The 22,022-nt window shown below is 35.6% G+C and carries 23 protein-coding genes and 3 pseudogenes; 1 reads left to right on the top strand and 25 read right to left on the bottom strand.

From position 1 onward, the window contains the following. From U473_RS15150 to yneA, 16 genes and pseudogenes are all read right to left on the bottom strand, one after another. Positions 1–191: PDGLE domain-containing protein (locus tag U473_RS15150; protein ID WP_068724075.1), on the bottom strand; the 191-nt coding region annotated here is incomplete at its 3' end. Between the two features lie 78 nt (positions 192–269). After that, positions 270–704 carry an energy-coupling factor ABC transporter permease gene (locus U473_RS05240; protein WP_235589068.1) on the bottom strand — a complete coding sequence of 145 codons (435 nt, stop codon included), beginning with the start codon at positions 702–704 and terminating at the stop codon, positions 270–272. A 134-nt stretch (positions 705–838) separates the two neighbouring features. After that, on the bottom strand, positions 839–1,648 hold the full coding sequence (locus tag U473_RS05235) for an ATP-binding protein (protein WP_068724073.1): 810 nt from the start codon (positions 1,646–1,648) through the stop codon (positions 839–841). A 141-nt stretch (positions 1,649–1,789) separates the two neighbouring features. Then, positions 1,790–3,724: an anaerobic carbon-monoxide dehydrogenase catalytic subunit gene (gene cooS / locus U473_RS05230; protein ID WP_068724071.1), complete on the bottom strand. Its 1,935-nt coding sequence runs from the start codon at positions 3,722–3,724 to the stop codon at positions 1,790–1,792. 125 nt (positions 3,725–3,849) lie between these two features. Next, positions 3,850–4,512 carry a Crp/Fnr family transcriptional regulator gene (locus tag U473_RS05225; RefSeq protein ID WP_068724068.1) on the bottom strand — a complete coding sequence of 221 codons (663 nt, stop codon included), beginning with the start codon at positions 4,510–4,512 and terminating at the stop codon, positions 3,850–3,852. 39 nt (positions 4,513–4,551) lie between these two features. Next, a complete protein-coding gene (locus tag U473_RS15645; RefSeq protein WP_201024206.1) occupies positions 4,552–4,875 on the bottom strand; it encodes a class I tRNA ligase family protein in 324 nt (107 codons plus the stop codon). 3 nt (positions 4,876–4,878) lie between these two features. Next, positions 4,879–5,710: pseudogene (locus U473_RS05220) on the bottom strand (class I tRNA ligase family protein); the annotation flags it as partial. A gap of 243 nt (positions 5,711–5,953) precedes the next feature. Continuing rightward, positions 5,954–7,295 (bottom strand): annotated as a pseudogene (locus U473_RS05215) (ISLre2 family transposase). Positions 7,296–8,076: 781 nt separating this feature from the next. Beyond that, a pseudogene (locus U473_RS14180) lies at positions 8,077–8,781 on the bottom strand (transposase); the annotation flags it as partial. A 158-nt stretch (positions 8,782–8,939) separates the two neighbouring features. Further along, positions 8,940–9,233, bottom strand: coding sequence for a manganese efflux pump (locus U473_RS05200; protein WP_153012005.1), 294 nt, complete (start codon positions 9,231–9,233; stop codon positions 8,940–8,942). Between the two features lie 44 nt (positions 9,234–9,277). Next, positions 9,278–9,559, bottom strand: coding sequence for a manganese efflux pump (locus U473_RS05195; protein ID WP_068724061.1), 282 nt, complete (start codon positions 9,557–9,559; stop codon positions 9,278–9,280). Between the two features lie 151 nt (positions 9,560–9,710). Then, a complete protein-coding gene (locus U473_RS05190) occupies positions 9,711–10,502 on the bottom strand; it encodes a VIT1/CCC1 transporter family protein (protein WP_068724060.1) in 792 nt (263 codons plus the stop codon). A 169-nt stretch (positions 10,503–10,671) separates the two neighbouring features. Then, positions 10,672–10,902, bottom strand: a complete 231-nt coding sequence (locus U473_RS05185) for a DUF896 domain-containing protein (protein WP_068724059.1) — start codon at positions 10,900–10,902, stop codon at positions 10,672–10,674. A 4-nt stretch (positions 10,903–10,906) separates the two neighbouring features. Continuing rightward, positions 10,907–12,112: a dicarboxylate/amino acid:cation symporter gene (locus U473_RS05180; protein ID WP_068724056.1), complete on the bottom strand. Its 1,206-nt coding sequence runs from the start codon at positions 12,110–12,112 to the stop codon at positions 10,907–10,909. A gap of 147 nt (positions 12,113–12,259) precedes the next feature. Further along, positions 12,260–12,460: a hypothetical protein gene (locus U473_RS05175; protein WP_068724054.1), complete on the bottom strand. Its 201-nt coding sequence runs from the start codon at positions 12,458–12,460 to the stop codon at positions 12,260–12,262. Positions 12,461–12,514: 54 nt separating this feature from the next. Further along, on the bottom strand, positions 12,515–12,781 hold the full coding sequence (gene yneA, locus U473_RS05170) for a cell division suppressor protein YneA (protein WP_068724051.1): 267 nt from the start codon (positions 12,779–12,781) through the stop codon (positions 12,515–12,517). A 157-nt stretch (positions 12,782–12,938) separates the two neighbouring features. Here yneA and lexA point away from each other — a divergent pair, with 157 nt between their 5' ends. Further along, positions 12,939–13,556, top strand: a complete 618-nt coding sequence (gene lexA / locus U473_RS05165; RefSeq protein WP_068724048.1) for a transcriptional repressor LexA — start codon at positions 12,939–12,941, stop codon at positions 13,554–13,556. Between the two features lie 81 nt (positions 13,557–13,637). Here the strand turns inward: lexA and glnA are convergent, their stop codons facing one another. The 9 genes from glnA to mutL all read right to left on the bottom strand — a co-directional run. Next, the gene (gene glnA, locus U473_RS05160) at positions 13,638–14,972 is read right to left on the bottom strand and encodes a type I glutamate--ammonia ligase (RefSeq protein WP_068724046.1); all 1,335 of its coding nucleotides are present in this window, start codon (positions 14,970–14,972) and stop codon (positions 13,638–13,640) included. 49 nt (positions 14,973–15,021) lie between these two features. Next, positions 15,022–15,423 (bottom strand): MerR family transcriptional regulator, encoded by a 402-nt coding sequence (locus tag U473_RS05155; RefSeq protein WP_068724044.1) that lies wholly within the window; start codon positions 15,421–15,423, stop codon positions 15,022–15,024. A gap of 172 nt (positions 15,424–15,595) precedes the next feature. Continuing rightward, positions 15,596–16,867, bottom strand: coding sequence for a methionine gamma-lyase family protein (locus U473_RS05150; RefSeq protein ID WP_068724041.1), 1,272 nt, complete (start codon positions 16,865–16,867; stop codon positions 15,596–15,598). A gap of 268 nt (positions 16,868–17,135) precedes the next feature. After that, positions 17,136–18,119 (bottom strand): AAA family ATPase, encoded by a 984-nt coding sequence (locus U473_RS05145; RefSeq protein WP_068724039.1) that lies wholly within the window; start codon positions 18,117–18,119, stop codon positions 17,136–17,138. 153 nt (positions 18,120–18,272) lie between these two features. After that, positions 18,273–18,599 carry a protease complex subunit PrcB family protein gene (locus U473_RS05140; RefSeq protein WP_068724037.1) on the bottom strand — a complete coding sequence of 109 codons (327 nt, stop codon included), beginning with the start codon at positions 18,597–18,599 and terminating at the stop codon, positions 18,273–18,275. A 116-nt stretch (positions 18,600–18,715) separates the two neighbouring features. Continuing rightward, positions 18,716–18,952, bottom strand: a complete 237-nt coding sequence (hfq, locus tag U473_RS05135; RefSeq protein ID WP_068724034.1) for an RNA chaperone Hfq — start codon at positions 18,950–18,952, stop codon at positions 18,716–18,718. Positions 18,953–18,990: 38 nt separating this feature from the next. After that, positions 18,991–19,947, bottom strand: a complete 957-nt coding sequence (miaA, locus tag U473_RS05130; RefSeq protein WP_068724032.1) for a tRNA (adenosine(37)-N6)-dimethylallyltransferase MiaA — start codon at positions 19,945–19,947, stop codon at positions 18,991–18,993. Then, the gene (locus U473_RS05125; protein WP_068724029.1) at positions 19,944–20,735 is read right to left on the bottom strand and encodes a class I SAM-dependent methyltransferase; all 792 of its coding nucleotides are present in this window, start codon (positions 20,733–20,735) and stop codon (positions 19,944–19,946) included. Before U473_RS05125 ends, miaA begins: the two co-directional genes overlap by 4 nt. Position 20,736: 1 nt before the next feature. Beyond that, on the bottom strand, positions 20,737–22,022 hold a 1,286-nt coding region (gene mutL, locus U473_RS05120; RefSeq protein WP_068724027.1), incomplete at its 5' end, for a DNA mismatch repair endonuclease MutL.

The following is a 22,022-nucleotide window of genomic DNA, read 5'->3' as shown; positions in this document are numbered from 1 at the left end:
CCAAGTACTAAAAATAAAGAAAAAGTTAAAAGAACTCCTGTCAAGCCGGCAAAACTGGACCCCAGCCAAGAATCCATACCAAAAACCGTATAATCGGACAATGTGCCGGTGATAAAAGATGAAGATAGTAAAGATAGAAAGCCCCCAACTAATATTGTAATGATAAACCAAACCATTAGTACCTTTTTCACGATGGCATTGCCTCCTCACTGATAAGTTTAAAAGAAGAGCGTATAGCAAAAGGAAGTAATAAAGCTGTTATTAAACCTTCACCTATTCCAATTAATGCATGCCAAAGGAAAAGAATCTTTGCAGCTAAAAAACGGCACTACCCCGGATAATGCTAATTCTAAAGCCCCCATAAAGGAAATTCCTACAACAGATACCCAACCGCTTAAAAAGGCTGTTAAAAATATCGGTAAATGAACAATACGTGCGATTTTTTTAATTAACACTGCTAATGCAGGAGCAATTATTGCCATATTTAGAATGTTAACACCCAAGACGGAAATACCTCCATCTTGAAAAATAAAAGCCTTTATAGTAATAACAGTCGTCATAATAAATGCAGGCCAAAAGCCAAATAAGATCTCTGCCAGAGCACTACCAATTAAGTGCCCTGAAGCAGCAGCACCAAGTAAAGGAAAATTAATCATTTGAGATGCAAAAATAAAGGCTGCCATTACCCCCATAACTGGATCCATATACCTTTCCATATTTTTTTGAATAATTAACTCCTTTATACATTACGGCTCCTACTAATATTGTAGCAGTACCCCAAACTTCCACTTCAAGTATTCCGTCAGGTATATGCATATTTCCCCCTACTTTCTAAATGTTAAATTGCCATTTCCTCGGTATTGGTCATTTCTTCTAATAATCGTTCATATATTTTGTAACCAAATTCAACACTTTTTGGAGCGCTATGAAAAACACCTGCACCTGACAAATCCGCAGAAATTACTTCCGGGTCATATGGCATTATTCCTAAAATAGGTATAAAGTCTAAGGATTTTTTAATGATTTCTTCATCACCGGAACGAACCTTGTTTGCGACTGCATAAACTTTTGTAACTCCTAAGTCTTGAGCTAATTTCACTACCGCCCTGGCTGTCTGAAAACTCCTTTGCCCCGGTTCAACCACAACAATAAATGCATCCACTCCTTCAGCAGTTCCGCGTCCTAGATGTTCTAAGCCCGCTTCCATATCTACAATCACGGTATCATCCGCCTTAACAACAAGATGACGAAGTAACTGTTTTAGAAGACTATTTTCCGGACACGCACATCCGGCACCACCTGTCACTACATTCCCCATTTGCATTAGCTTTATTCCGTTATGCTCTACTGCATATTTTTCCGGAATATCACTAACACGGGGATTAAGTGAAAATACCTGACCGGTTTTCCCCGGTTCTGCACCGGTACGCTCTTTAATTAATTTTTTATCTTCAGCAATAGTAGTCAATTTATCCAGTATATCTTGCGGAAAACCCAATGCTGTCCCGAAATTGGCATCCGGGTCGGCATCAACTGCTAAAACCTGCTTTCCCTCTTGCGCAAAGATATGTGCAAGGAGGGAGGAAAGAGAAGTCTTTCCTACTCCGCCTTTACCCGATACAGCAATTTTCATTCCTTTATCTAACAATGATATCAGCCCCTATAATTTTTGAATTTGTATTTATCTTTTAAATATGGGACTAAGTCCCCATTTCTATAAGTGGGATATTAATCAGGTGGAGTGGACTCTCCACCTGATTCCCCGATGTTCAGCTTTAGCTGAACGAGTTCACTCTCCAAATAGTTCAGCTCTTTTTTGCTTTATTCTTTCTATTACCACATGCGCTGCTTCGATAGGATCCTTCTCGTAGATTACTTTTCCTCCAAATAGACCATCAGTTGTTAATTCATGTTCTTCTTTACTTCCCGTTAAAACATTAGTAACCAACTCTGATCCACCGATAGGCGGCATAATCCCAACATGGACGTCTACACCATGAGCAAGGAAATAAGCACCAATGGCTAATGCTTTAGGATTCATTATTTCAGGCGTTGAACCCGCAACAGGTAAATCCTTTGCTTCTACACCGATATAATCAGCTAAAGCACTTACCAAGTCAGCTATGCGTGAATTATCAACGCAGCTACCCATATGCAGAACAGAAGGTAGAGCTTCCATACCATTAGCCTGACCAACAGCTGTAAGAACCTGTTTTAATCCATCACCACAGTACTCCAATCCTTCAGATGATAGTAATCCGAATTTACCTAAAGAATGGGCGGAACAACCTGTAGCCACAACCATCACATTATGCTTTAGCAGTTCCTTTGCCATTTCTACATTTGCCCAATCCTGCTTAACCCTTGGATTTGTACAGCCTACCAACGCTACAACACCTAAAATATTACCGGCCTTAATATTGTCTACTAATGGCTTTAACGGATCTTCCGGGTTTACATTTTTGAGAGCCTCGACGATTTGTTCAGTAGAAAATCCGGCATAAGCATCAACAATTTCCGGTGGAATTTGCATTTTTTCCGGATCTCTTTTCCCAAAATTAGCTATACCTTTACGGACAACGGCTTGTGCCACCTCGTCAGCCTTTGCCGGAGTAAATTCAATATGAGAAGCCCCCGGGATTTTGGAGTAGGGGAGGGAAGTAATTACCTCTGTATGGTAATCATTTGACACCGTAGGTAAACTAGGCATTACACATTGAATGTCAACTGCCATAGCTTCAACAGCGCCTGTTAAAATGGGGGCTTCTTGACTGGCAAAATTAGTTGCTACAGGTATACCTTTGCGCATTAAAACTTCATTGGCTGAACAGCAGATTCCAAATACGTTAATCCCTTCAGCGCCAACAGCTTTAGCTTCATCTTCAAGCTTTTCTGCCCACTCAACCACCTTATCTGCAAGCATAGGTATATGACCATGTACAGAAATATTCACCATTTTTTCTTTAATTACACCTAAACGATATTTGGACTTCACTAGACCAGGAGTACCGAACAGAACATCCTGTAAATCAGTAGACAGGTGTAATCCGGCATATCCGTCAGTTATACCTAATCTCATAACACCGAGTAACAGGTTGACCGGATCGGCATCGGAGCCCATGGTTACACGATTAATAGCAACTGTTAACTCCTGATGGGCATTTGCCGGTATTATATTTAACTCTTTCCATCTTGCCAGAGTTTTTTGATTAGCATTCATTTCTAACCAAGGTAGTATTCCATACTGCTGTTGAAAGCTTTCCAAAGCTTTTAAAGCAACATCTTTAGCCACTTCCTCAATTTCTTTGCCATCTACTGTTAATCCTAATCTTGAGGCAATATTGATTAATTTTTCCGGGTTTTTAATCTCATATGGTGCTTTCCCTTCTGCTGTTTCTAACAGGGTCAATGCAACTTCTCTGGCATGCTCAATGTGAGGAGCCATTCCTTGGGCCACCATCTCCAAAAAGTTCCTTGCTACTATCTGGTCAGCAGTAGCACCGCACACTCCTGTTTGAGGACCTTTACCTCCGGGTAAAATGCGGCACGGTCCGGCAAGACAGCGCTTACAACAAACCCCCAATTCTCCAAACGTACAGCGTGCACCGATTTCCGAGTTGCGATCAAATGCAGTTTTAACGCCTTCATCACGTGACTTGAGGATCATTTGCTGTACACCTGTATCAATGGTTAAATCTTCCACTGATAATAATTTCTCCTTCATTCTTTAACCTCCCGTTATATATCACTGTGATATTTATCACATTCATTGTAGCAAGCACAGAAAAAAAATACTGTCGGGTAACCGACAGTATTCGATAAAAATAAAAATTAATCTGAAATTTGTTTTTATTCCATTGCCAACTGCTCAAGCTTTGGTAAATTTTGAATGAGGAAAGATCGCCGATCAATTTTTTTAAGGATATCTGATTTACGAAAGTCATTTAAAAGCATAGATACTGTTTGTCGGGTAGAGCCTATAATCATAGCCAATTCTTCAGTAGTTAACCCTATTTCTACCCTAATGCCGTCTGCTGTTTGCATTCCCTTATCCTCTACAGCTTTAATAATAAATTCTGCCAATCTCATGCGAGCTTCTTTAAAAGCCAAACCATTAATAATAGTGATGGAATTTTTCAGTAAATCGCCAAGCACATGAACCATAATTAATGCTACATCAGGTATTTCTGCGATTATCTTTCTTAAAACCTGAATATCAGCAACTAATATTGTAGTAATTTCTAAGGCTTGACAAAATGCTCTGGTATGAGTACTAAAAATATCACCCGGTTCTAAAATAGATAACGTAAATTCTTTGTCTTCACTTACCAGATAAACCCGTACCCGACCGGTCTTTATTAAAAAAATAAAGTTACTGTGCTCATTAGGAGTAAAAATTACTTCTTTTTTAAAAAACTGTTTTTCCCGAAACTCCTTGAAATAATCACTCAAGTCTGGAGAACTTAAAACATTGATCAAATCAATATCAGTTAATTTCATCCTTGTTGGCATCCAGCTTCCCCCTCACCTATGAAAAAATTGTGGTAGGTTTTATCCTACCACAATATTAACCAGTTTACCCGGTACAGCAATCTTTTTCCAAAGTGTTTTTCCTTCGATCGCTGCTTTTACTTTTTCCAGATCAAGTGCCATTTCAATCATTGCATCCTTGTCCATATCGGTTGGAATATTTGCCCGTTCCATAATTTTACCGTTTACTTGGACAACTATTTCTACTTCGTTTTCAATAGTTAGCTCTTCATCGTATTCCGGCCAAGGTTGGTAAGTTATCGTTTCCGTGTTGCCGAGAATCTGCGATAGCTCTTCAGCAATGTGCAGTGCTATTGGAGAAAGCATCTGCACAAAATGTTCCATCGCTTCTCGCGCGGTAGTAATTTTATGTACTAATTCATGTTCAGGTGCCAATACGCAGTATGTAGCACCAAATAAGGTATCAGGACGGGTTGTAAAGACTTTTAATTTTTCTTCATTTCCATTATAAATCCAGCGATATCAAAGTATACTTCAGCGCAATTGGATTTACCAATCCAATTGCGCTGCATTTCTTTTATACTCTCAGGCCAGTCTAATTCTTCTAAATCTTCAAGCAGACGCTCTGCATATGCTGTTATTTTCAGTACCCACTGCCGCATCGGTTTGCGGATAACCGGATGCCTGCCACGCTCACTTTTTCCGTCAATAACTTCCTCATTAGCTAGCACTGTTCCCAATGCAGGACACCAATTAACCGGTTCTTCCGAAACATAGGCTAATCCTTTTTATATAGTTGCAAAAAAATCCACTGGGTCCATTTATAATAATCCGGATCAGTTGTACTAAATTCACGGTCCCAATCGTAGGAAAATCCCAATGACTTAATCTGACGTCGGAAATTATCTATGTTTTTAAACGTAATATCTCGAGGATGTTCTCAGGTATCCAACGCATGCTGTTCTGCCGGGAGCCCAAAAGCGTCCCAGCCCATCGGATGCAATACATTATATCCTTTCATCCGTTTATAACGTGATACGATATCTGTTGCCGTATATCCTTCCGGATGGCCAACATAAAGACCGGCACCGGATGGGTATGAAAACATGTCCAACGCGTAAAACTTCGGTTTGGTATCATCATTTAGAACTTTAAAGGTTTTGTTTTCCTCCCAAAATTTTTGCCATTTTGGTTCGATTATTGTAGGATTATAAACAATTGTTTTTTTGATCTAGCATCATTTTCCCTCCTTAAAACTCTAATACTCTATATAAAAAGCTAAATATAAGCTTTCCTTTACTAATTGCCCACTATGTGAGTATACCAGATTTAAGAGTTTGATGGTAGTAATTATAAAACCTCGTCTGTGTCAAGGATTTGTTGGAGGAATATTATTCCATCCTCATTTACGTAAGCGTTTTCAGTACTTAAGCCTTTCCCAAAGTAGATCATATTTTATTTTTTAAAATCCTTTTAATTCTTTTAGTGCTTCATATACAGGGATATTCGCTTTATTTTTTAGATACATCATATTGTCTCGTGTAACTTTACCTATGGTTCTTACGACCTTTTTAACGTAATGTTTTGCTGGTTTTTCTTCTTTGCTTTCTGACCATTTTTCAACTCGTCCAAACAGTGTTTTTAAAGATAATTTATCAAGAAATGCAACAATCGCTGTCATCATGGCACTAACACCTTTTTCAACCCAACTCCGCCCATTTTTCATGCGCTTTGCAAATACACTCATCGTTGCTTCTGCACTTCCCATCGGACGCATTCCTGTTGTATCAATCCCTTGTTCCTTTAACCATTTTCTATAATCCCCTAACGCTTCCGGATATTGTTCTAATTGCTTAATAAGCTCTTCCAATCGTTTTTCTTTTGCTTCGTCTCCCAATGTGCCTACGGCACTGTTTAATTCTGTCATCAGTTTCTCTCCATCATAAGCTGCTAGTGCTTTCTGCATTGCCTTATAACGGGGATGGTCTCGAAATAATCTTCGAATATCTCTTGCAATATGAAATCGATCAATACTGAAGAAGGCCCTATCCTTGAAGTAGTCACGGCAAGCAGTAATCCATCCTGCCCCATCTCCATTTATAACAAGACGATGCACCGTAGGATCATAGTCATATGTTTCCATCAGGAAATTCTCAAACCCTTCCCAAAAGGGCTCTTTTCCTCGGTGAATATAATGACGCTTTTCTTGCAAAGTTACTCGCTTCCCGTTAACCTCCCATCCTTGATGAACTGCTGCAATTTTTTTCTTCTTTACCCTTGATTTGCTTCTCTTGTCGCTTTATATATAAACCATCTACTTCCACAAACAATACGGGTGAATGAATCTTCTGTTGTTCTTTCTGTATGGCTTCCACCTTCAACAAATGTTGGCGAATGGCTTCATGACTCATGACCCGATAACCAAGGATAGTCTCAAGGGTATTCGCTGCTTTTCGATAAGATGGTCCTGATACAGCTAGTTCTATGGCTGCTTCTTCAAGCATTGGGCTAAACCCTTTTGCCCCTTCAAAACCTAAGTAACGATCGAGAAGGTAAACATGTTCATTAGTCTTTCGATCACGGTAGTATGTACGATTAATCTCTATCTCACCAAACAAGCTGTCAATGGTTAACTTTCTCTTATCTTGCAGATGATATCTTTGTTTATCTCGTTCTTCTGCAATTTGTTGATCAAGGTCTTCTAAGAGTAATTTCATGACCGTCGAAAAGGTTTCCTGCAAATTCCTCCAAACTAACTGTTCTATCTCTTTTAAAGTAAGGTATTTTGTGATATTCTTTTTCATGAGGGTTTCACTCCTTTGAATCTGTTTTCGCAAATATGATTCTACCAAGGAGAAACCCTCTTTTCCATATTTTTTTGCTTACATACTACCTCTTTTTTACTTGTTAGCCCCCTCATTAAAGTAAATTCCGTTATTTGGTTGAAAAGGTTATTTTTCCTCCCACAATAATTTTACTCATACTAAAACCTCCCACCCCAAAGCATGCGCAATATAATGTACACATAAGGTTGGACACAATTCCTTGAAAATAAGTTATGATATAAATATGATGAGTAAAAAGAGAAGAAAATACATTGGTTGAAATATCAAAGAAATATGATATCGCACAACCAGTCTTAAGTCGTTGGAAAGCCGAATTCGTCGGGAATATGGCAGCAGTCTTCAATAAAAAAATGAAGATATCGAAAAGCTGAAAAAAGAATATGAAGAAGAAAAGCAGCTTCTTGTAAAGAAAATTGGCGAACTAACTCTTGATATAGATTGGTTTAAAAAAAGCACAATCAGGTTTCACAAATGAGGAAAAAAGTCATTAATTGATTTTAAGGGTTCAAAGTTGACGATAAAACGTCAATGTAGCCTCATCAGTCTTTCAAGATCGACCGCTTATCATGTGCCAGTTGAAATTGATCCATCACAAGACGAAATCAACATTAAGAATGTTATTGATAGAATCCACTATAAAGAGCCTTCATTTGAGGTTAGGCGAATAAGAAATGAACTGCATAAACTTGGATTCAAAGTAGGAAGACGTCTTGTAAAGCGTTACAGCGTGCACATTGTAAATAGCAACTTTAGAATCATTCATATTCGCTGATGATAATAATGGTAAGAGTAGATATTGACTTTTTGTTCCAACAGCAAAGTGTCCTTTATAGCCATACCAATATTCTCAGAATTTTTCTTTACTCCCCATTTGGGTTCAAGGGGTAAGTTTTTTTCGATTTCTTCTTGCTCTTTTTGCCAAGCTTCCAGTTCTTCTTTTTTCTTACGACCACGCTTTTTGGGTTGCATTGGTGAATTGTCAGTAGGTTCATCGCTGGGAATAAAACGATCTCTAGATTCAATGTGTGTAGCATCAATAGCTATATGCTCGTCTTCAACGAAGCCTTCTTCAGTGGCTTGGATGATAAGGTCTTTATTGATTTGTTCAAGGATATTTGCTTCTTTTATCTTGCGAATAAATCTTGAAAATGAAGCTTCTGATGGAATCTCATCAGATAAATGAAATCCACAATCTAAGCGAAATATGAAATCGTTTTTTAGACGTTTAACAAGATCTTTAATAGTTGGAATACACTCTGTTACTCTTGCAACTAACGAATATCATGGCAGCATAATTTAGTGCGCCATATGATGTTTTTTTGGAAACTGCCACTAATATTGTATTGATGCTAATTGTTGAAAATATGGCATCAAATCGATAGGTAGGTTCCATATCAAACAATTCTTCTAGTGTAAACAGGCTTCCTTGTCGTATAATAGACATAGGGAGTCATCCTCCAATCTCTTAAGTTTTCTAATCACTTACTTATTTCGAGATTTTGGGGAGGTACTCCTTTTTTTGTCGCTTGAAAACCTTGTGTATCAATGAATTTCATTTATGAAATTGATTCAGATATATAGAAAAACAACTTTGCAATTCTTTTACATTAACCTAATAATAGCAAGAGTAACTAAAATAATACCTGGCAACAAAGAAAAATTCTCAACAAATACATTGATTATATTTTTTCTAGCCAGTATATTACCCAAACCTATTAGAATAAAGTGCATTAGTCCAAATAAAAATGGTGTAAGATAAGGATTCAAGTCAAAAAAGGATAAAGTAAATGCTGCAATGGAAGCATCCATAGCTACAGCAATCCCTAATATCATTCCTTCTATCGGCTTAATATCGTTTTCTTGGTCAATATCGGCTAGAATCGGATTGTTTATCACTTTAATTAAATTCTTTACTTTAAGATTACTAATCACTTTTTGGTTTAATTTAGCTTCTTTTTTTGTTTAACTCCCTCTATCAAGGTGAATAGCCCTAATAAGAATAATAATATCGCACCTATATATTTCCCAATATTTAATGAAATATAGTCTTGCAATTTACTACCTAGCACCATCGTTATCATCGTTCCAACCACAGACCAAGAAGAAATGATCATTAAAGACAAATATGAGATTTTGATTTTGCGTAATCCAAAAGAAAATCCACCCCAAAATCCATCAATACTCACTGCAGTTGCTACTAAAATCAAGCTAATTATACCCATGGTTTATCCCCTCTCATGATTTGTCATTATTAAAATATGTAGAGGACAAATCGAAGGTCACTCATCTAGATATAAATAAAAAAAGAACACCATTAGGCGTTCCTAAATACATTTTGTGTTGTATATCCATTTCAGCTAATTAGAATATAATTTACGCTAATCCTGATAATAAGATCCCTATTCCATAAGCCGAAGCAGCAGCGATCCCACCGACAATTAGCATTTCTAACCCGGATGTAAACCAATGCTTGTCAACAAACTTTACTTTTAATGCACCTAAAACAAATAAAGTAAATCCGGTAAGAATGATTGCGATAAGAAATGTGAAGTTTTGAATCCCTGGAGTAAAGCCTGCAACTACATAAATAACTAATGGAATAAAACCAAAAACCGAAAACGAAATAAAAGTTACAATCGCATTTTTTACAGGTGATTCATTTTCTTCTAAAATCCCTAATTCTTCAACCATCATAATATCAACCCAGGCTTCTTTATTTTTGGAAATAATCTCAGTAACGACTTTAGCGTCAGATTCATCCATTCCTTTTGCCACATAAAGTTCAATTAACTCTTGTTTTTCCCCCTCTGGAAAATTTTCCACTTCCCAAAGTTCTCGTTCCCTTTCTGACTGTTTAAATTCATTTTCAGCCTTTGTACTTAAATAGTCGCCAATTGCCATTGAGAGACCATCCGCAATCAGGTTAGCAAAACCCATGATTAGCACAATACCTGAAGAAAGCTGTGCACCAGCAACTCCAGCAACAACTGCAAAAGTTGTAATTATACCATCTAACCCACCATATATAAAACTTTTTATGTATTGGCCTTGTTCTTGGTTATGTCCTTCAGGAGCATGTTTTCTTTGTTGATGTACAATTTTACTTGCTTCTTTATTATTACTCTTGTATGCTTCTCTTGCTTTGTCTAAATTTCTAGATAACAATACCCTTTCACCCCTAATTATTATATTTTAAGCTATTATATATTTCTATTTTACCATATTTTTTAGAACTATAAGCTAATATAGCTTTTTTTCATATTTCAATTACTTTTAAAGTTCCCTATGAATACAAAAAGGAGGGTTTCTATCTATCTGCACCCTCCTCGTTTCTTTAATGAAAATTTCGTTTTGATTTAGCTTCTTTTAATTTATTTGGTGTAATGTCGTTTCCATTTGCATCTATGACTTTAATAGAATGTAATTGTGCACGTAAACTCTCACGATAAGCGGCAATATATTCTTGTCGAAGTTTTGATTGCTCTTCTTTTTCTATTTCGGTTAATCCAACCGTTTTAGATTTACGAGAGAGTTCATTAATTCGATCTATTTTTTCTTGTTTCATTCTTCTACGTCGTTCTCCTTTCCCACTTCTCTAAAATCGCTGCATTTGCAACGACTCCAATCACATTTAATGCTGTTCTAAATGTGTCAGTTAAACGGTCAACACCAGCTATAATCGCAATGGCTTCTAACGGTAAATTTGCAGCACTTAGCACAGTAGACATCATAATAATTCCTGCTCCAGGAACACCAGCAGTACTTAATGAAACTAAGATCGCACTTACAAAAACTGCAATAATTTGGTTTATACTCAAATTAGCACCGATCATCTGAGAAACAAAAACTGCTGTGAAACCTTGTAGAATCGCAGCACCATCTTTTTTGAGGGAAACTCCAAAAGGAATAGCGAAACTAACAAGTTCCTTTTTCATACCATAACGATGCTCAGCATTATCCATTGCTAATGGAAGAGTCGCATTACTACTAGCTGTTCCAAATGCAAGTCCAAAAGCTGGATAAAATGCCTTCCAAAACTTAATCGGATTTTGTCCTGTAACAATTAAAAGAATACTATAAATTCCAAATGCCATCAATAAAATTGCTATGATTAATCCAATCACATACAATGATAAACTCTTAATGATCCCTAATCCTTGTGTTGCAATCACAGAAGCCATTAAGGAAAAAACGCCTATAGGTGCTAGTCTTAAGATAATTCCCATAATCTTAAAAATAACTTCATTTGCACTATCGATAAAGACAGAAAACGGTTTTCCCTTTTCTCCTGCAAGAGTAACTCCTAATCCTAACATTAATGCCGTTATAATAATTTGAACCATATGGCCTGTGCTCATCGATTCAAAAGGGTTGCTAGGAATAATACTTAATAGCCATTCAGATAAAGGAAGGCCTTGCTTTCCTTCAACCTTTTGTTGAAGCATTTCTACGCCTATTCCTGGTTTTAAAACATAAGCCACAATCAAACCAATGATAAGAGAAATAACTGAGGTAAAGATATATAAAAACAGTAATTTAATGCTATATCTCCCTATTTTCTTGATGTCACCCAAACTTGACATACTCGTTACTAATGAAACAAGCACCAATGGTACTACTATAAATTGGATCAATTTAATAAAACCAACGCCTACTAGATGCAGAATGTTTTTATCCAAAAATTGAATCATTTCATCAGGAACTAGAAGGTTGATAAAAAATCCTGCCCCTATACCAAGTATCATCGCTAAAAAGATTTTCGTAGATTGATTCATTTTTATATATCTTCCTTTCACTATAATAGGGTGCTACGTTAAATGATTATAATGAAAGTTTGAAATTTAATCAATGCAAGAATGTGCTGATGGTGAAAATAGTAAAGAGTAACACGCGGTTACTCTTTGTTTAAAAAATTAACCTATCTAATCATATGGAAGGTATCCATTGATTAAAGTTTCAACATGATGATATGGATTGAAATCATCAAATCGACCATAAGAATAATGGAGGACTTCCTCTCTTCCGGTTGATTCATTCACATTCACTCGACTTATCTGGTATTCCTCTTGTGGAAAAAAATGCGGATCTACCCTTGCAATATCATTAGGAAACCCCGGTATCATCTTATCCCTCCTTTATAATACATTATGTCTAAAAGAAGAATATTTTAGTATAAATTAGTCTAGAGGAATCTTAAGCACTTGGCCAGGATAAATCATTGCTTCTGATAATTCATTTAATTCTCGAATGTTGTATATCAATTCCCTAAAATCCATTTTGCCATTGTAATAAGGTTTGGCTATTGACCATAATGTATCACCTTCTTGGACTATTACTTCAATGTATTGTGGCGTTTTCTTCTGATTAATTTCCTTTCCATACACGATTGTTGAGATCACAAACGTTATTAAAATAACAAATAAAACTATTAAAATCCTTTTCATAAGAACCCTCCGAACATTTATTCTTAATTATAATTTTATTATATTTTAGAACAAATGTTCCTGTCAAGCTAAAATTTCGAACGAGTGTTTGCGCAATCGATTGATTTATGTTATAATAAAAAACAAGAAAGATATGGTATTTCAGAGGTGAATGATGATGAATAATTTATCGAACAGACAAAAGGCAATTTTTGATTTTATTAAACAAAAGGTGAAAGAAAAAGGTTATCCCCCATCAGTTAGAGAAATTGGAGAAGCTGTTGGTTTAGCCTCTAGTTCAACAGTACACGGGCATTTGTCTAGATTAGAAAAGAAGGGCTTAATTCGAAGAGATCCTACAAAGCCTAGGGCTATTGAGATTTTGGTAGATGATGATTTACCTAAGATGGACAAAGAGATGGTTAGAGTTCCATTGATAGGAAAGGTTACTGCTGGAGAGCCTATCACTGCCATTGAAAATGTAGAAGATTATTTTCCACTACCTGCTAGTATTGTAAATGGTGATGACGTTTATATGCTTGTTGTTCAAGGAGAAAGCATGATTGAAGCCGGTATATATGATGGAGATTATGTGATTGTTCGCCAGCAACCTGTAGCTAATAATGGGGAAATTGTCGTAGCCATGACTGATGAGGGAGAAGCAACGGTTAAGAGATTTTTTAAAGAAAAAAACCATATTCGACTTCAACCTGAAAACTCAACGATGAAACCTATTTTATTACCACAAGTGACTATTTTAGGAAAGGTAATTGGATTATTTAGAAATATTCACTAACATTAGTAATTCTACTATAAATCCCCCTTCTCCATAAGGATGAAGGGGGATTTCATTTTAAATTAAAATAGATTTAATTTTTTAATATAGCTTCATATATTGGTCTCTTTCCCATTGATGAACATGGGTCCTAAATAGATCCCATTCAATTTGTTTAGCCTCAACAAAATGCTCCACTGCATGGCTACCTAGCGCAGATAGAATGACTTCATTCTTTAATAGTTCATGAATAGCTTCTAATAAAGTTGCTGGTAAATTATCTATTCCTTCTGCAATTCGTTCTTCCTCTGTCATAACGTAAATGTTACGATCGACAGGAGCTGGCAATTTGATTTTATTCTTAATTCCATCTAATCCTGCTTTCAATAGTACAGTTAAAGCTAAATATGGATTGGCTGATGGATCTGGATGACGCACTTCAATTCTCGTACTTAAACCTCGGGAAGCAGGGATACGAATTAAAGGACTTCTATTTTGTGCGGACCAAGCAACATATACTGGAGCTTCGTAACCTGGAACTAATCTTTTATATGAATTCACTGTTGGATTTGTTATTGCTGCTAATGAACGCGCATGTTTAAGTATGCCTGCAATAAAGTATCTAGCTGTTTCAGATAACCCCAATGAATCGTTTGGATCATAGAATGTATTCTCATTACCTTTAAATAAAGAAAGATGATTATGCATTCCTGAGCCATTCACACCATATAAGGGTTTTGGCATAAAGGTAGCATGTAAACCATGTTTACGAGCTATCGTTTTTACGACTAGCTTAAAAGTTTGAATGTTATCTGCAGTACGAACAGCATCAGCATATTTAAAATCAATCTCGTGCTGACCTGGAGCTACTTCATGATGAGAAGCCTCAACTTCAAATCCCATTCTGTCTAAAGTAAGTACGATATCACGTCGGCAGTTTTCACCTAAATCTACAGGAGCTAAATCAAAATAAGCTCCATTATCGTTTAATTGTAACGTAGGTTCTCCTTTTTCATCCGTCTTAAATAGAAAGAATTCTGGTTCTGGCCCAACGTTCATAGCAGTAAAACCTAATTCTTCAGCTTCTTTTAAAGCCCTTTTTAAAATTCCCCTTGGATCCCCTTCAAACGGAGTACCATCTGGCATATAAATATCGCAAATTAAACGTGCCACTTTTCCTTCCTCAGATCCCCATGGAAAAACAACCCAAGTGTCAAGATCAGGATACAGATACATATCAGATTCTTCGATACGAACAAATCCCTCTATAGAAGATCCATCAAACATGATTTTATTATCCAATGCTTTTTCCAGTTGACTCACAGGTACTTCAACATTCTTAATAGAACCCATTAAATCAGTAAACATTAAACGAATAAAGCGTACATTTTCTTCCTTTGCCATCCTAATAATATCTTCTCTACTAAATTTGGACATCTTCATACTCTCCTTTTTATCTATTCTCAAATGCAGTCGCATTTAAGTTTTAATGGAAAAATCTCGATAACTCCCCCTGGATTAGCGAAGTCTGACCTGGCTTTTGTTGTAAAATTTCTCTCTTTAAAATTTGTCTTAATTCTGTCTTTGAGATCTCAGACCGTTGTGTTTGTTGTAATTGTTTCATTTCAAGCTCTTGTTGCTCTATTTCATTTCTTAAGAGAATTTCCTTTATTCCTGCTATATTTACTTTCTTATCTAACAGACTTTTTATTTCTAATAGATGGTCAATATCATGGAATGAGAAGAGACGTTGCCTACCCTTGGTTCTTGCTGGTTTTATCAAACCTTGGTCTTCATAATAACGAATTTGTCGAGCAGACAATTCCGTAAGTTCCATTACAATACTAATCGGAAATAGCGGTCGATTTCTTCGTTCAAAATCATTCATGAAAACTCTCCTTATCATATATCCTTATCATATAATGGTTTTATTTTAATTCATGTTAGTTTTATTGTCAATAATATGTTAGAAAAACTTACATATAAAATTATAAAAAATAAAGAGGCATCTCTCACATCAAAATATAGCCTCTTTCCTAAAATGCAAACAAAATATATGATTAAGCAATAGATAAAATCCCCTTGTCTACCATTATCTCGATAGCCGTTAATATCCCCCATTTTACATGGTGGTAGGTAAGCCCACCTTGAACATAAGCAATATATGGAGAACGGATAGGTGCATCACCAGATAATTCAAGACTTGCTCCTTGTATAAATGTACCTGCTGCCATAATAACAGAATCTTGATATCCGGGAATCTGATTTGGCACTGGTATAACGTGAGAATCAATTGGTGATCCTTTTTGAATCCCTTGTAAAAAAGTAATTAGTGTATTTGGATTATTGAACTTTACAGCTTGAATAATATCATGTCTGACTTCATTCCAACTAGGATTGGTCTCAAAACCTAGTTGTTCGAATAGGGCTGCAGCAAAAATACTCCCCTTTAAAGCTTCGCCCACAAAATGAGGGGCTAAGAAAAAGCCTTGATAAAAGTCAGCCATATGCCCATGCATGGAGCCAACCTTCGCCCCAATACCCGGGGCTGTTAATCGGTAAGAAATTTTCTCAATGTAAACTTTTTTTCCTACAATATATCCTCCTGTTTTAGCTAAACCTCCACCAGGATTTTTGATCAAAGAACCAACAATAACATCAACACCAATTCCAGTAGGTTCTTGTTTTTCAGTAAATTCTCCATAACAATTATCAACAAAAGTAATTAGATCTGGTTTAATCTCCTTTACAAAAGTAACCATCTCCTTTATTTCTTCAATACTAAAAGAGGGTCTCCATGAATATCCTCTAGAACGTTGAATCGCAATGACTTTAGTGTTTTGATTGATTTTTTTGGCCACTTCTTCAAAATTAACTTTTCCCTGTTTGGTTAAAGGAACAGATTGATATGTAATTCCCCATTCTTTTAATGATCCCATACCTTCACCATGAATACCAATCACTTCTTCCAACGTATCATATGGATCACCTGTAATATATAAGAGTTCATCCCCAGGTCGTAGTAACCCAAATAGGCCTATAGATAAAGCGTGAGTACCTGATACAATATGAGGACGAACTAGACCTGCTTCAGCTTCAAATACATCTGCATAAATTTGATCTAACATATCCCGCCCCATGTCATCATAACCATAACCAGTTGAAGAAAGTAAGTGAAAATCTGAAACATGGTGGTTTTGAAAAGCCTTCAAAACTTTACCTTGATTATAGCTTGCAATTTGATCAATCTCTTGTATACGAGTCGAAATTTGTTTTTCTACTTGAATGACTATCCTTTCGAATTCCTTGCCATATTTAAAAAACGAAAACATGCCAAAATCATTCCTTCTAATATATATTGTTAACTTAATAAGGCATTAAATCCTGATTCAGACATCAATATATAGTCCTTCCTTTCTCTTATAAAGATTCCTTTACATTACCCTTTTTTAACAAAATCATCAACTACTATAATACACTTTTAATACGAAAAAGACATCCCCTATAATAAAACCCACAAAAGTGACGGATTCCTTAAAAGCTATTCCGACTACTTTTGTGGGGCTCTCAAATACGGAAAAGAAAGTTGACTTTCTTTAATTAAAAAAGGAATGATTCTTTCCCACGTATTTTAATTTCTAAAAAATCTTCAGGCTGAATGGTCATCAAAACCTGTTTTGAATTTGGAATTTGTTGTTCACTAATAAGACGAACAGCTTGATTCCGAATCGCTTTTTCAATCCAATTACGAACAAGTCTTGCATTACTAAAACTTCGTAGTGGATTATTAATTTCTTCGGTAAGAAACTGTTTCAACTTTTGTTTAGCAGAGCTAGATAAAATATATTCTCTTTCATTGACCATTACCTCTGCAATATCTAATAACTGCTCAATTGAATAGTCATCAAAATGAAGTTGGATAGGAAATCTTGAATGAAGTCCAGGGTTAGAACGGATAAAACTCTCCATTTCAAAAGAGTAGCCTGCCAAAATCAAAATAAATTCATTTTTATGATCTTCCATTGCTTTTACCAAAGCATCGATCGATTCTCTTCCAAAATCCTTTTCGCCTCCTCTGATCAATGAATAAGCTTCATCAATAAAAAGGATTCCTCCTATGGCTTTTTTTACTTGTTCTCTTGTTTTTTGGGCTGTATGACCAATATACTCACCTACTAAATCAGCCCGTTCCACCTCGATAAGATGTCCCTTTGAGAGAATCCCCATCTCTTTAAACATTTTGGCTATTATTCTGGCCACAGTTGTTTTCCCTGTTCCAGGATTTCCTTTAAAAATCATATGAAATACTTGAGAATCAGATTTTAAACCTAGAGATGACCTTTGTTGGCCAATCTGAATAAATGCAAAGATTTCAAAAATAAGTCTTTTCACTTCATATAACCCAACTAAACGATCTAATTCTTGGACAACTGCCTTGAATTTTTCCTGTATCGTTGAATTCGTTGAGGTAACTTTGTAATTCGATGTCAGTTGTCCCTTCGACTTAGCTACCTCTTGATTCTTATCTAAGACTATATGAATCTTATGGGATGGATTTGATTTAGCAGCCACTTTCTTATTCATGATAGGTCACCTCACATTTACATATTCCTTACAGTATACGCGAGTGCCTAACAAAATGTGCTAAAGCCTATTGATTTCCAAAATTCGATTTATCTTTGGCTAAAAAAATAGCCCTTTTTAAGGCTTTTTTAGGGCTGAGTTTCTTTATTTTCTTCATTTATTATATTGGACTTCTATTCGAATAGGTTTGTTCGTTTGTTCAAGTTCTAGAACAGTCACAGGTGAATTGATGACTTGTGTAACGATTTCTTCTGGTTTAGGATTTGTATATTCCACCTTGATTAATATATCCTTCTCTTGCTCTTCAATTCCAACTAGTTTAATACCATATCCCCCAGAATCCACTTCTTTTCTTCTAATCACCACGTAAGTTTTATTCTCCTCTTTAAGAATAAAGTAAACATCCTCATTCTGCTTTTGATTCAACCACTCTTGCACAGTATTTGGTGCATCTAATTGACTAATCATTTGATATTCCATATCCACCCCAACCTTTATAATAAAAACTCTATATGACTATGATATTGATAAAAATAAAAAGCATTCCTTATGTTTTTCATAAAGAATGCTTACTGAATGAAAGATACAAATAATAATTATTCCTCTTTCATTTCTTGTGCTAAGGAAATATTTTTAGCAGGTACAAAAGTAGAAATAGCATGTTTATAAACCATTTGCTGTTTTCCTTCAGTTTCAAGAATAACGGTAAAATTATCAAAACCTTTAATTAATCCTCTTAGTTGAAAACCATTCATCAAAAAAATGGTAACCGGTATGTTCTCTTTACGTGCCACATTTAAAAATGAATCTTGAATGTTAATACTTTGTTTCATCTCTTTACCCCCTAGATATCATGTTATGTATAGAATATTTAATTATTCTTCAAATATATGAGCTTTCCTGCAAAATGATGAGAAATCTTTTCCATAATTTCTTTTTGTACTTGTTCCTTTCTCTCAGTCATATCGAACCAGTTAATTTCAGGCATTTGACGAAACCAACTAAGTTGTCTTTTGGCAAATCTCCTTGTTCCTTGCTTTATCTGATTAACAGCTTCTTCCAAAGAAAGATCTCCCTTTAAATAACTTATGATTTCTTTATACCCAATACCTTGCATTGAAGTATATCTTTCATCATACCCTAGTTCAAGTAGCTTTTCTACCTCTTCTACTAACCCTTGTTCAAGCATGAGATCAACTCGACGATTGATTCTATCATACAATTTTTCCCTATCCATAGTCAAACCTATCATCAATAAATGGTAAGGAATTTTAAGTTGTTGTTCTTTAAGCAACTGGGACATGGTCTTTCCTGTCTGATAGTAAACTTCTAACGCTCGGATAATTCTCTTCACATCATTGACATGTAGCTTTTTGGCTGTTTCAAGATCAATATCGGCTAGTTTCTGATGCAACGCTTTTTTACCATATATTTCCAAATAATGATACCATTCTGAACGAATGGATTCATTCATCGAAGCTTTTGAAAATTGATACTGATGCGTGACCGATTTAATGTATAAACCGGTACCTCCAACAATAATTGGAAGATGATTCCTTCTGTTAATTTCTGATATTCTTGCCGTTGCAATCTCTTGGAATTCAGCTACAGAGAAAGCATAATCAGGATTGAATTCATCAATCAAATAGTGAGGGATTCCTTTCATTTCTTCAACTCTAATCTTAGCTGTACCGATATCCATGCCTTTATAGACCTGCATCGAGTCACCAGATATTATTTCTCCTTGGAAATGAAGGGCAATTTCAATACTTAAATCAGTCTTGCCTACAGCTGTTGGTCCAACAATGACCAATAGATTTTCTTTCATTTTTGCTCATCCCCATTCACATTGATTATTCCATAAGTGATTGAAGATGATCGGTGGATGGGTGTAAAACCTAGTCTTTCAAATTCCCTGCTGTAGATATGTTCTTTTAATATAACCATCCTTTTTGCTACTCTTTTTGCTTCTTCAATTGCCTCTACTTGAATAGGTTCAGCATTAGCTAACTTTCTTAAGGGATTCATTGATGAAGATTTTCTTTGGCCTTGACGAAACATTGGATCAAAATATACCACATCAAAACTTTTACTAGGAAAAATTTTGAGTGTAGGTAAATAATGTTTTGTCAAGACTTCAATTCTTTTCATCGCTTGATCAATATCCTTATCCTTTGGCCATCCTTGATTCAACCCATCTTGTACAATGGCAGAAATAATGGGTTGACTTTCAATTCCGACTACTTTTCCAGTTGAACCTACCACAAAAGAAGCAACAATTGAATCAGAAGCAAAACCTAATGTGCAATCTAAAAAAGTATCACCTAGCTTCAGTTTGGAAATATCAACCATTATATCATTATCACCCTGTTTTAAGCGATTTATACGTAGTGTTGCCATACTAGGATGAAAGAAAAAAGGATTTTCTGTTTCCGTAGAATAATATTTCGTAAGTTCTTTTTCAATCACAATTGTTTCTCTTGTGTTATAGCTTTTATTCAATTCTAATAATGAGAATTTGCCTCTTTCTATAAATTGTCCACCAACTTGTCTGGCAATATTTATAGCTCGAAGAATCATCTCCTGGTCTGGTTCGTATGAGGTGGTTACGATCATTTTATATCACTCTTTTAAACATTTTTTCAATTTCATAAGTGGAGAAATGGATAATTACCGGTCTACCATGAGGACAAGAAAAGGGATTGTTAGTTTGTCTTAACTGTTCAAGTAATTGTTCCATTTCTTGCTTTGTTAGATAATGATTCGCTTTAATTGCCGTTTTACATGATGTTGTCGCAATCATTTCTTGTCTTAATTCTTCCAAATTGATTTCATTTTTATGAAGAACCATTTGAATCATTTTTTCAATCATAAGATGTTCTTCCCCTTTAGGAATCCACTGAGGAATGGAACGAAACATTAAGGTTTGCATTCCAAAAGCTTCGACTTGAAGGCCATATTTTTTGAATAGGTCCAGTTTCATCATGATTTGTATCATTTCTGATTTAGGAAAGTCCATCGTGATCGGTACTAACAATTCTTGGCTACTCCCTATTTCTTCATTCATTAAAGCTAAATTTTTTTCGAAATAGATTCGCTCATGGGCAGCATGCTGATCAATTAGATACAAACCTTTTTCACTTTGAGCAATAATATAAGTTCCCTGAAACTGAGCAATTGGATCTAAAAGGGGTAACTTAGTAATGGTTTTTTCTATCTGTTGTTGTTCTATGGTTCTGCCATAGGTCAGGTTTTCCTCTTTTGTAAATACAACTTGGTTATCCTGTAAGCTGGTTTGGTCTATCCTATCATCAAGTCTTTGAGTTGAACTTATTTTATTCTCTGAATTTCCTTTCTCGTAATTCAGAGTTAAATCAAACATTTCCTGAACTGGTTTTTGGAAAGTGCCAGAGGACGATTTTAAGGGTTCCCTAATAAAAGCTTGCTGATTGAGGGCTTTGTAAACCGTATCTTCAATTAATTTCATAAGCTCCTGTTCTTTACTAAAGCGAACTTCCAACTTTGCAGGATGAACATTTACGTCAACTAAAGAAGAATCCATTTCAATATATACGATAGCGATAGGAAAGCGATTAACCATTAATAACGTATTAAAGCCTTTGATTATTGATTGCGATAATAGGTAGTTTTTAATATATCTTCCGTTTATAAAAATAGAAATATGATTTTTATTCGCTCTAGTTATCTCGGGTTTTGCAACATAACCAGTCACTTTAAAGTCTAAATCTTCCCCAACTATTTCTACCATATTTTTAGCCAGATTGGTTCCATAGATTGAAGCAACTACATGTAAAAGTTTATCATCGCCACTTGTTCTTAAAAGTAAACGTTCATTATGAATCAAAGTAAAAGAAATATAAGGGTAGGCTAAACTTAAACGAT

The organism is Tepidibacillus decaturensis (assembly GCF_001561915.1).
In the GTDB taxonomy this organism is placed as follows: Bacteria; Bacillota; Bacilli; order Tepidibacillales; family Tepidibacillaceae; genus Tepidibacillus_B; species Tepidibacillus_B infernus.
The sequence above is the reverse complement of the archived record's forward strand: the minus strand, read 5'-3'. Positions and strand labels throughout refer to the sequence as shown.